The 11056-nt window shown below is 70.7% G+C and carries 11 protein-coding genes; 4 read left to right on the top strand and 7 right to left on the bottom strand.

The window, feature by feature from the left end:
* Nucleotides 1–761 (top strand): amidohydrolase family protein (locus RIF89_RS06815; RefSeq protein WP_309068380.1); only part of this gene is annotated, 761 nt, incomplete at its 5' end.
* Nucleotides 762–841: 80 nt separating this feature from the next.
* On the opposite strand, the gene RIF89_RS06810 is transcribed toward RIF89_RS06815, so the two are convergent.
* Entirely contained in the window at nucleotides 842–2305 is a 1464-nt protein-coding gene (locus RIF89_RS06810) for an NAD-dependent succinate-semialdehyde dehydrogenase (RefSeq protein ID WP_309068379.1), read from the bottom strand.
* 243 nt (nucleotides 2306–2548) lie between these two features.
* Here RIF89_RS06810 and RIF89_RS06805 point away from each other — a divergent pair, with 243 nt between their 5' ends.
* Nucleotides 2549–3748, top strand: coding sequence for a pyridoxal phosphate-dependent aminotransferase (locus RIF89_RS06805; RefSeq protein WP_309068378.1), 1200 nt, complete (start codon nucleotides 2549–2551; stop codon nucleotides 3746–3748).
* An 84-nt stretch (nucleotides 3749–3832) separates the two neighbouring features.
* The gene (locus RIF89_RS06800; protein ID WP_309068377.1) at nucleotides 3833–5293 is read left to right on the top strand and encodes an MATE family efflux transporter; all 1461 of its coding nucleotides are present in this window, start codon (nucleotides 3833–3835) and stop codon (nucleotides 5291–5293) included.
* 45 nt (nucleotides 5294–5338) lie between these two features.
* Here the strand turns inward: RIF89_RS06800 and RIF89_RS06795 are convergent, their stop codons facing one another.
* Genes RIF89_RS06795 through RIF89_RS06780 form a run of 4 tightly spaced genes read right to left on the bottom strand, consistent with a single transcriptional unit; the run spans nucleotide 5339 to nucleotide 8213 of the window.
* Nucleotides 5339–6478 (bottom strand): UDP-N-acetylmuramate dehydrogenase, encoded by a 1140-nt coding sequence (locus tag RIF89_RS06795; protein WP_309068376.1) that lies wholly within the window; start codon nucleotides 6476–6478, stop codon nucleotides 5339–5341.
* The gene (locus RIF89_RS06790) at nucleotides 6478–6897 is read right to left on the bottom strand and encodes a MaoC/PaaZ C-terminal domain-containing protein (protein ID WP_309068375.1); all 420 of its coding nucleotides are present in this window, start codon (nucleotides 6895–6897) and stop codon (nucleotides 6478–6480) included. Before RIF89_RS06790 ends, RIF89_RS06795 begins: the two co-directional genes overlap by 1 nt.
* Nucleotides 6894–7340, bottom strand: a complete 447-nt coding sequence (locus tag RIF89_RS06785; RefSeq protein WP_309068374.1) for a MaoC family dehydratase N-terminal domain-containing protein — start codon at nucleotides 7338–7340, stop codon at nucleotides 6894–6896. Before RIF89_RS06785 ends, RIF89_RS06790 begins: the two co-directional genes overlap by 4 nt.
* Nucleotides 7341–7370: 30 nt before the next feature.
* Nucleotides 7371–8213 carry a class I SAM-dependent methyltransferase gene (locus RIF89_RS06780; RefSeq protein ID WP_309068373.1) on the bottom strand — a complete coding sequence of 281 codons (843 nt, stop codon included), beginning with the start codon at nucleotides 8211–8213 and terminating at the stop codon, nucleotides 7371–7373.
* Nucleotides 8214–8417: 204 nt separating this feature from the next.
* Between RIF89_RS06780 and RIF89_RS06775 the strand changes: the two genes are divergently transcribed.
* Entirely contained in the window at nucleotides 8418–8903 is a 486-nt protein-coding gene (locus RIF89_RS06775; protein WP_309068372.1) for an FBP domain-containing protein, read from the top strand.
* 6 nt (nucleotides 8904–8909) lie between these two features.
* On the opposite strand, the gene RIF89_RS06770 is transcribed toward RIF89_RS06775, so the two are convergent.
* Complete coding sequence (locus RIF89_RS06770; RefSeq protein WP_309068371.1) at nucleotides 8910–9896, bottom strand: malate dehydrogenase; 987 nt, start codon at nucleotides 9894–9896, stop codon at nucleotides 8910–8912.
* Between the two features lie 70 nt (nucleotides 9897–9966).
* Nucleotides 9967–10782 (bottom strand): sulfite exporter TauE/SafE family protein, encoded by an 816-nt coding sequence (locus tag RIF89_RS06765; protein WP_309068370.1) that lies wholly within the window; start codon nucleotides 10780–10782, stop codon nucleotides 9967–9969.
* Between the last annotated feature and the right edge of the window lie 274 nt (nucleotides 10783–11056).

Genomic DNA, 11056 nt, shown 5'->3' with positions numbered 1-11056 from the left:
GGGTCGGGCCGGTCAAGATCGCCTCGGACGGCTCGTTCATCGGACGCTCGGCAGCGATGCATCACTGCTTCCATGGCGAGCCCGACAACAACGGTGTCCTGCTGTACGACCCCGAGCTGCTGACGAAGTACGTCGTCGGCGCCCACAGGGCCGGGTGGACCGTCGCCGCACACGCGATCGGCGACCGCGCGATCGATCACGTGCTCGACGCGTTCGCGCTCGCGCAGCGCGAGGCGCCGCGCCACGGCGTGCGCCACCGGATCGAGCACTTCGCGCTCGCAACCGACGAGCACATCCGGCGCGCCGCCGAGCTCGACGTGATCCCCGTCCCGCAGGGCGTGTTCATCTCCGACTTCGGCGACGGCATGGCCGCTGCCGTCGAGCCCGAGCTGCGCGATCTCATCTATCGCGTGAAGTCGCTCGCCGACGCCGGGATCGTGCTCAACGGCTCGACCGATTCCCCGGTCTCCGATGCGAACCCGCTGGTGTCGATCCACGACATGGTGAATCGCCGGACCCGGTCCGGCGCCGTGCTCGCGCCGGCCGAGAGGATCACGGTCGCCGAGGCGGTGCGCGCGTACACCTTCGGCTCGGCCTACTCCGTGAGCCAGGAGCACGACAAGGGCACGCTCGAGGTCGGCAAGCTCGCCGACTTCGTCGCACTCAGCGACGACCTGTTCCAGATCGCACCGGACCGCATCCGCGACCAGCAGGTGACGGCGACGTTCATCGGCGGACGGCAGGTGTACGGCGAGGAGTGAGCACTCCGCGTGCGTCCGGCCGCGAGTGAGGGGATCCGCTTGTGACGATCCCCTCACTCGTCCGCGCGTCGCGCTGCGGCTCAGGCGTTGGGCAGGAACGTGTACTTCGTCGAGAGGTACTCGTGGATGCCCTCGAAGCCGCCCTCACGGCCGACGCCCGACTGCTTGACGCCGCCGAACGGCGCGGCGGCGTTCGAGACGACGCCCGCGTTGAGGCCCATCATGCCGGTCTCGAGGCGCTCGATCATGCGGTGGCCGCGCTGCAGGTCCTCGGTGTAGACGTACGACACCAGGCCGTACTCCGTGTCGTTCGCGAGGCGCACGGCGTCGTCCTCGGTCGAGAACGTCGCGATCGCCAGAACGGGGCCGAAGATCTCCTCGCGCAGGATGGCGCTGCCCGGCTGGACACCTGTCACGACGGTCGGCTCGTAGAACGTGCCGGGGCCCTCGAGCCTGCCGCCGCCGGCGAGAACGGTCGCGCCGCGCTCGGTCGCGTCGGCCACGAGCTCGACGGCCTTGTCGACCGCGTCGGAGTCGATCAGGGGGCCGATCTCGACGCCCTCCTCCGTGCCGCGGCCGATCTTCATGCTCTTGACGCGCTCGGTGATCCGGTTCGCGAACTCCTCGGCGACCGACTCATGCACGATGAAGCGGTTCGCGGCCGTGCATGCCTGGCCGATGTTGCGGAACTTCGCCTGCATCGCGCCGGTGACCGCCTTGTCGAGGTCGGCGTCCTCGAACACCACGAACGGCGCGTTGCCGCCGAGCTCCATCGACACGCGCAGCACGCCCTCGGCGGCCTGCGCGATGAGCTTGCGGCCCACCTCGGTGGATCCGGTGAACGACAGCTTGCGCAGGCGCGGGTCGGCGATGATCGGACCCGACACGCGGCTGGACGACGCCGACGTGATCACGTTCACGACGCCCTGGGGCAGTCCCGCCTCGACGAGGAGCTGCGTGAAGAACAGCGTCGTGAGCGGCGTGAGCTGCGGCGGCTTGATCACGACGGTGCAGCCCGCGGCGAGCGCCGGCGCGATCTTGCGCGTTGCCATGGCGAACGGGAAGTTCCACGGCGTGATGAAGAACGCCGGTCCGACCGGGCGCTGCGACACGATGATGCGGCCCGTGCCCTCGGGGTTCGAGCCGTATCGGCCCGCGATGCGCACGGCCTCCTCGCTGAACCAGCGGTTGAACTCGTTGCCGTACGTGACCTCGCCCTTCGCCTCGGCGAGCGGCTTGCCCATCTCGAGCGTCATCAGCAGGGCGACGTCGTCGGCGCGCTCCCGCACGAGGTCGAACGCGCGGCGCAGGATGTCGCTCCGCTCGCGCGGCGGGGTGTTCGCCCACTGGTCCTGCACGGCGACGGCGGCGTCGAGAGCGCGGATGCCGTCCTCTTCCGTGCCGTCGGCGACCTGCGCGATGACCTCGTTCGTCGAGGGGTCGCGCACGTCGAACGTCTTGCCCGACGACGAGTCGACCCACTCGCCGCCGATGAACAGGCGGGTCTCGACCTCGGCCAGCAGCGCCTTCTCGCGTTCGTTCACGGTTGTCCTCCGTTCGTCTGTCACGGACCGCTGTCCCTCGGCATCGCCGCCGGGGTCGGTCTGTCCCTGCCGAGATTACGCCCCGGGCGGGGTGCAAGGATGTGGATTGACGCCCGGCGCTCCATGGTGACTATGTGCACTCCGCACACCGGGGCGGACGGTGCGCATCCGACTTCTCGCACGAAGGAACTCGGGCCGCTCTCCTCATCGAGCGCTGAGGCCGTACCTACTACGCTCGTCGGTGTGACCGACCGCGCCCCGCTCTCCCGCAAGCTCTCCGCCATCGCCGAATCCGCCACGCTGAAGGTGGATGCAAAGGCGAAGGCGCTGAAGGCCGAGGGCAAGGCCGTGATCTCCTATGCGGCGGGCGAGCCCGACTTCCCGACGCCGGAGTTCGTGGTCGATGCCGCGGCCGAGGCGCTGCGGGATCCCGCGAACTTCCGCTACACGCCCGCTGCCGGGCTGCCGGCGCTGCGCGAGGCGATCGCCGCCAAGACGCTGCGCGACTCGGGTCTCGACATCCCCGCCTCGCGCGTTGTCGTGACGAACGGCGGCAAGCAGGCCGTCTACCAGGCGTTCCAGGCCGTCGTGAATCCGGGCGACGAGGTGCTGCTGCCCGCGCCGTACTGGACCACGTACCCGGAGGCCATCCGTCTCGCGGACGGCGTCCCGGTCGAGGTCTTCGCCGGCGCGGATCAGGACTACAAGGTCACCGTCGAGCAGCTCGAGGCCGCGCGCACCGACCGCACCACCGTGCTCGTGTTCGTCTCGCCCTCGAATCCGACGGGCTCCGTCTACACGCCCGAGGAGACGAAGGCGATCGGCGAGTGGGCGCTCGCGCACGGCATCTGGGTGGTCAGCGACGAGATCTACCAGAACCTCACGTACGAGGGCGCCCGCGCGGTGTCCATCGTCGAGGCCGTGCCGGAGCTCGCCGAGCAGACGCTGCTGCTCAACGGTGTGGCCAAGACGTACGCCATGACGGGCTGGCGGGTGGGCTGGATGGTCGGACCCGCCGACGCGATCGGACTCGCCGCCAACCTGCAGTCGCACCTGTCGAGCAACGTCAACAACATCGCCCAGCGCGCCGCCCTCGCGGCGCTGACTGGCTCGCAGCTCGAGGCCGAGGACATGCGCGCCGCGTTCGACCGCCGCCGCCGGCTGATCGTCGACGAGCTGGCGCGGATCCCGGGGGTCGAGGTGCCGATTCCGCTGGGCGCGTTCTACGTCTACCCCGATGTGCGCGGCCTGCTCGGGCGCGAATGGGCGGGCCGCACACCCACGACGACGCTCGAGCTCGCCGATCTCATCCTCGACGAGGCCGAGGTCGCCGTGGTGCCGGGCGAGGCCTTCGGCCCTTCCGGCTACCTGCGCCTGTCCTACGCGCTCGGCGACGATCAGCTCCTCGAGGGCGTGCAGCGCCTGCAGCGGCTGTTCGCCTGACCCCTCTCCTCGACGGCCGTCCTGCGATCGCGGGCGGCCGTCGATCCGTTCCGTCACTCCGTCCGCCTCGTCCCTGAAACTCACATGGCTCCTTCTCTCATCACGGGCTCCCCGTGGCGCGTCATCCTGGCGTTCTCCGTTCCGCTGCTGCTCGGCAACGTGGTGCAGCAGGTGTATCAGATCGCCGACACGATCGTCGTCGGCCGCTACCTGGGCGTCGACTCGCTCGCCGCGGTCGGCGCGACCGGCAGCCTGCTGTTCCTGCTTCTCGGCTTCGCGTGGGGCCTCACGAGCGGCTTCGCGATCCCGACCGCGCAGGCGTTCGGAGCACGTGACCACGCCGCCGTCCGCCGTTCGGTCGCGGCGGGCACGATCCTCACTGCGCTCGTCACCGTGCTCATCACGGCGCTCGCGCCGCTCGTGTCGGGACCGGCACTGGCGCTGATGCAGACGCCGGACGAGCTCATGGACGAGGCGACGGTCTTCACCCAGATCAGCTTCCTGGGTGCCGGCGCGATGATGTTCTTCAACTACCTCTCCGCGATCATCCGTGCGATCGGGGACTCGCGCACGCCGCTCGTGTTCCTGACGATCTCGTGCGCCCTCAACATCGTGCTCGTGCTGGCGTTCGTCGGTGCGTTCGGCTGGGGCGTCGCGGGCGCGGCGCTCGCGACGGTGCTGGCGCAGACCATGTCGGTGCTGATGTGCCTCGAGTACGTGCGACGTCGCCTGCCCATGCTGCACGTGCACCGCGAGGACTGGCGCGCGGCCCGCGCCGACCTGCGCGAGCACCTGCGTCTAGGGCTCCCGATGGGCTTCCAGGCCTCGATCATCGCCATCGGCACGATCACGGTGCAGGTCGCGCTCAACACGCTCGGCACCGACGCGGTCGCCGCGTACACGACGGCGTCGCGCATCGACAGCCTCGCGGTCGCGTTCCTGCAGTCGCTCGGCCTCGCCGTGTCGATGTACGCGGCGCAGAACATCGGCGCCCGCCGGCCCGACCGGATCCGGCGCGGGGTCGGTCAGGCGACCTGGCTCGCGCTGATCGTGGCCGCGCTCCTCGGCACGTTCATGATCCTGTTCGGCGCGTCGATCGTCCGCGTGTTCATCGGCGACGGCTCCGACGCGGTCGTCGAGCTCGCGCACGGCATGCTCGTGGTCAACGGCGTCTCGTACGTGCTGCTCGGCGTGCTGTTCGTGCTTCGCGGGGCTCTGCAGGGCCTCGGCCACACGCTGATCCCGACTGTCACGGGCATCGTGGAGCTCGCGATGCGCGCCGGCGCGGCGATCATCCTCGGGGGCGTCCTGGGCTTCATCGGCGTCGCGCTGAGCAACCCGCTCGCCTGGCTCGGCGCGGTCGTCCTGCTGATCCCTGCCTACGTCAGCGCGCATCGTGCGCTCGGGGCCATGCCCGTGGATCCGATCGAGGTCACCGAGACCACCGCCATCCCGATCATCGGCCCGACCGACGGCTCCATGGCGGTCGACGCGGTCATGACGGCGCCGGTGCCGGTCATGCGGCGCCGCTTCCCGCGCCGCTGAGTCTCGACGGCCGCTGCGTCGGCGCCCTGCAGGCGCCGGCCTCGGTCAGAGCTCGACGCCCACCAGCACGGGCTCGGGCATCAGCACGATGCCGAACTCTGACGCGACGCGGCTCTGCACGAAGCGCGCGAGCTCGCCGACCTCCTCGGCTGTCGCACCACCGCGGTTCGTGAGCGCGAGCGTGTGCTTCGTCGACAGCGAGGCACGCGATCGAGGCAGCTTGAATCCCTTGGGCAGGCCCGCGTTCTCGATCAGCCACGCCGCGCTGACCTTCACCTGCGTCTCGGCGTGGGTGGCCGGCGGGATGTAGCCATCCCACTGCGACAGGGGGATGACCGACACGGCGTCGACCGTCGGCGTCAGGGGCCAGCGCGGGCACTCGGCGGGCAGCGTCTGCGCCACGCCCTCCGTCACGATCGGGTTGTTGAAGAAGGATCCGGCACTGTGCGTGTCGTGATCGGGCTCGTCGAGCACCATGCCCTTGCCGCCGCGGATCGCGAGCACCGTGTCGCGGATCCATGACACGGTGACCGCCTGGTCGGGCGCGATCCCGAGGGCTGAGCGCAGCCGCGCGTCGATTACCGGGCGGGGCTCGTGCCCCACGACCGCGAGGTCGAGCGTGAGCGACAGGACGACGGCCTGGCGCTGCGGCGCAGAGCCGTAATGGTGCTTGAGCACCGACGTGCGGGGACCCAGCCCGAGCTCGCTGGCGGGGACGGTCGAGACGTCGCCCGTGTCGGCGTCGATGAGGTCGACCTCCACAAGCGTCTGCACGATCTCCTGACCGTATGCCCCGACGTTCTGGATCGGCGCGGCGCCGGTCGTGCCGGGGATGCCCGACATCGCCTCGATGCCGCTCAGCCCCTGCGCCACGCTCCAGGCGACGAGCTCGTCCCAGTTCTGCCCGGCCTCGACCCGCAGCCGCACGTATCCGTCACGCGCGCCCGGCACCACCTCGAAGCCGGAGGTGAGGATCCGGATCACCGTGCCGGGGAACGGGTCGTCACCGGCGAGCAGGTTGGAGCCGCCGCCGAGCACGAACCACGGCTCGTCGCCCGCGGCCCAGACGTCGCGCAGCGCGGCGACCAGCTCGTCGCGCGTGCGAGCGTCGATCATGCGCTCGGGCGCCGCGCCCACGCGCAGCGTGGTGAGTTCCCGCAGCGGGATGGGGGCGACCTCGGGCATCACGCCCTCCGGACGCGCACCTGCGCCTTGCCGAGCACGCTCGTGCCGGAGGACGTCACCGTGAGGTCGATGCGCGCGGTCTCGTCGTCGAGCTGCCCCACCTTGGCGGACACCTCGACGTCGGCGCCGGTCTCCGCGTCGACGACGACCGGCTTGCTGAAGTTCACGCCGTAATCGACGATCCGGCCGGCATCCCCCAGCCACTCGCCGATGGTCGCGACCGCCAGGCCCATGGTGAGCATGCCGTGCGCCAGCACGCCGTCGAGGCCCACGCGCGCAGCCACGTCGTCGCGATAGTGGATCGGGTTGAAGTCGCCCGACGCGCCCGCGTAGCGCACGAGCGCCTCGCGGGTCAGGTGGACCGTGCGCTCGGCGACGACGTCGCCCACGGTCAGGTCGCTCAGGGCGCCGGCGCTCATTCGTCTCCCCCGATCAGCAGCACGGACGTGGCGGTGACGACGTGGCCGCCGTCGGCGTCCGTGATCTCGGTCTCGCTCGTGACCATGGCTCCGGCGCCCATGGCGCGCAGGCCCGTCACGGTCATGCGGCCGCGCAGCTCGTCGCCCGCGACGATCGGGCGCGTCCAGCGGAAGCTCTGCTTCGCGTGGATCGTGCGCTCGAGCGCGATGCCCGAGTCGGGCTGGGCGAGCAGCTGCTGCAGCGTCAGGTCCTGGATCACCATCGCGAACGTCGGCGGGGCGACCACATCGGCGTAGCCGAGCGCGCGGGCCGCCTCGGGGTCGCGATGCTCGGCCGCATCGGCGAACACCGCACGGGCGAATTCGCGCACTTTCTCGCGACCGACGAGATAGGGCGGCGTCGGCGGAAACTGGCGACCCAGCAGTTCGGGATTCACAGGCACCGTTCGATCCTAACGACCGTGCCCGAGCACTCACTCGGCCCGGCGGGCCACCACGGTGAACGTGGAGGGAACGCGGTCGCGCTCCTGCTCGGGCCAGGCCCATCCGCCCGGCACCTCGACCATGCGGTCGCTGAAGCGCCAGGGCAGCGTTGTGTCCTCGTCTAGACGCAGGATCTGCAGCCCCGCGCCGATCAGCGCGTTCACGACCTCGGAGAGCGGGTGCGGCCACTCGTACGTGCGGGTGCTGCTGAGGGTGCCGTCGCCGACGTAGGTGGTCTGCTCGTCCCACTGCTGCGCACGCCCGTTCGGGAAGTACCGGTACGCGATATGCAGCCCCGGGGCGTTCTCATCGAGCGCGTACAGCGCGGGATGACCGTCCCGGATGTAGAACAGCCCGCCCGGGCGCAGGAGCCCCGCGATCTGGGCGGCCCAGCGATTCAGGTCCGACAGCCACGAGATCGTGCCGATGCTCGTGTAGACGACGTCGAAGTCGCCGGTGACCGCCGCGCGCGCGTCGAGCACGTCGCTGAGCACCCAGGTCGCGTCGACGCCGTGGCGTGCGGCCAGGCGTTCGGCCGCGGCGAGCGCCTCGGGCGAGAAGTCGACGCCCGTGACCGTCGCGCCCGCCCGTGCCAGCGAGAGCGTGTCGGTGCCGATGTGACACTGCAGGTGGCACACGTCCAGCCCCTCGAGCGACGGCACGAACCGCTGGAGCGCGGCGAGATCGAACCGGACGACGTCGGACAGGTACGAGGGGTCGTCGTATGCATCGAGCCCGTACGCCTGCTCATGCAGCGCGACGCGCTCCTCCCAGTTCGCGAGGTTCGCCGCGCGCGCCTCGTCCCATCCGACCGCTGTGTCCTCGCCTGCCATATCGCCAGCCTATGGTCGTAGACTCTCGGGCGTGTTCATCACGCGAGCGCCCCTCGGGGCGAAGGAGGTCGCCGGCGCATTCCGCGCCGGCAGGAGCTGACGCGCACCCGCGCGCTCCCTTCCCGGCTGCCTCGGCGGCCGCTCCCCCTCCGCCGCTCGCGGCGACATCCGGATGCTCCGCATCCCCTCTTCAAGGACACATTCATGCTTCCCCTCACCGAGCGCGACATCCGCGCCTCCTTCGTCAACGCCAGTCGCAAGGAGGTCTCCGACCTCACCCTCCCCTCGGGGTTCGACGAGATCGTCTGGGACCGCCTCGACTACCTCGGCTGGGCCGATCCGAAGTTCCCACGGCGGGCGTACGCCATCGTCGCCCTCGAGGGGCGCCACGTCGGCATGCTGCTGCAGCAGGCCGAACAGCGCACGGCAGCGCGGGCCCAGTGCTCGTGGTGCGACGATGTGACACTGACCAACGACGTGCAGTTCTTCGCGGCCCGCAAGGCGGGGCCGGCAGGACGCAAGGGCGACACGGTCGGCACGCTCGTGTGCGCGAACTTCGGATGCTCCGCGGTCGTCCGCAAGCTGCCGCCGCTCGCGTACGAGGGCTTCGACCGTGAAGCCGCGCGCGTGGAGCGCATTCGCCGCCTGGGCGAGAACGTGCGCGGGTTCGCGCGCGCGCTCGGCGTCTGATCCGGCTCAGATGAGGCCGAGCGCGGCGACCGCGTCGCGCTCCTCGATCAGCTCCGCCACCGACGCGTCGATCCGCGTGCGCGACGCGTGGTCGAACTCCAGGCCGTCGACGATCCGCCACCGTCCACCGTCGGCCGTGACGGGGAACGAGCTGATGATGCCCTCCGGCACGCCGTACGACCCGTCGGAGGGCAGGGCGACGGATGTCCAGTCACCGGGCGCGGTGCCGTGCGTCCAGTCCCGCACATGGTCGATGGCGGCGCTTGCGGCCGATGCGGCGGACGACGCACCGCGCGCGGCGATGATCACGGCGCCGCGCCCTGCCACTCCCGGAATGAAGTCCTGCTCGATCCAATCCCGATCGAGCCGTGCGGTGACGGGCTCACCGGCCACCAGCGCGTGCGTCAGGTCCGGGTACTGGGTCGAGGAGTGGTTGCCCCAGATGATGACACGAGTGACATCCGCCACCGGGACGTCGAGGTGCCGCGCCACGCGACCGAGCGCGCGGTTGTGGTCGAGGCGGGTCATGGCGGTGAACCTCTCGGGCGGCACGCTCGGGGCGCTCCTGGACGCGATGAGGGCGTTCGTGTTCGCCGGGTTCCCGACCACGAGCACGCGCACGTCGTCGGCAGCGCCCGCCTCGATCGCCGCGCCCTGCGGTCCGAAGATGCCGCCGTTGGCCGCGAGCAGATCGCCGCGCTCCATCCCGGGTCCGCGCGGCTTGGCGCCGACGAGCAGGGCGATGTTCGCACCGTCGAATGCCGCGCGCGGGTCGTCCGCGAGGTCGATGCCGGCGAGCAGCGGGAACGCGCCGTCCTCCAGCTCCATGGCGGTGCCCTCCACCGCCGTCATCGCCTGCGGGATCTCCAGCAGGCGCAGGCGCACCGGCGTATCCGCCCCGAGCATGTCGCCCGCCGCGATGCGGAACAGCAGCGCGTAGCCGATCTGACCGGCGGCGCCGGTGACGGTGACGGTGACGGGTGTGCGGGCCATCGCGTGCCTCCAGATGCCGGTGCGGACCGTCCCATCCTGCCCGCACGCCTCGAGCACGTCGAGAGCCGAGTCAGCCCTTGGCCGTGCCGTCCTTCGGCTTGCGCCCCGCGCGGATCGCGCGCTGCGCCATCTGGATGGTCAGGATCACGAGGAAGATCACGAACAGGATGTTCGCGACCTGCGGATCGATCGCTCCCGCGACGATCGCGCCGAGCGGCGTCGTGAGGCACGCCGCGATGCCGATCCCGAGACCGGCGAGGAGGTCGACGTTCTTGTGGCGGAGGTTCCCGATCGTGCCCGACATCGTGGTCGGGATCATCATGAGCAGCGACGTGCCCTTGGCGATGAGGTCGCTGGCGCCGAAGAGCAGGATCAGCACGGGGACGACGATGATGCCGCCGCCGACGCCGATCAGGCCCGACATGACGCCCGTCACGAAGCCCGTGAGCACCAGCGCCGCCCCCAGCCAGAACGTCAGCTCGAGCTCGGCGTCCCGGGAGGGGATCACGAAGAACAGGCTGATCATGACCGTGATGAGGAAGCCCACGAAGATCCAGCGCAGCACGGGCTCGGACAGCCGGTGCAGAAGGCGCGTGCCGATCTGGGCGCCGACGACGGCACCCGCCGCGAGCAGCAGAGCGGCGATCCAGTCGACGTCGCCGTTCACGGCGTAGGAGATGACGCCGACCGCGGCCGTGGGGATGATCGCCGCCGACGACGTGCCGGACGCGAGCTTCTGTCCGAACGCGGCGAGCATCACCAGCAGCGGCACGATCACGGTGCCGCCACCGACACCGAACAGTCCCGAGAGGAAACCGGAGAGCAGGCCGATCGCCGCGTAGGTCAGCAGGGCCTTCGGACCACGGGCGCGCAGCGAGTCGATCACCGGGACACCCTACCGGCTGGATGTGCCGCTGATGGAACGAGGCCTGCGGGGCGGCCCGGCGGACGAGCGATCCGCGCCTCATCGCACATCGTCTCCCCGAGGGCAAGCGCCTTGAGCGATTCGGCCGATCGGAGGGATCGTGGCTCGACACGGCGAGAAGGAGGCGCGATGAAGGCGATGGTGTACCGCGGGCCGTACCGGGTGCGGGTCGAGGAGAAGGACATCCCGGCGATCGAGCACCCGAACGACGCGATCGTGAGGGTCACGCGAGCCG

The sequence above is a fragment of the Microbacterium sp. genome (assembly GCF_031178525.1).
In the GTDB taxonomy this organism is placed as follows: Bacteria; Actinomycetota; Actinomycetes; order Actinomycetales; family Microbacteriaceae; genus Microbacterium.
Note: the sequence above shows the minus strand (reverse complement) of the source record. Positions and strands in the feature narration are given on the sequence as shown.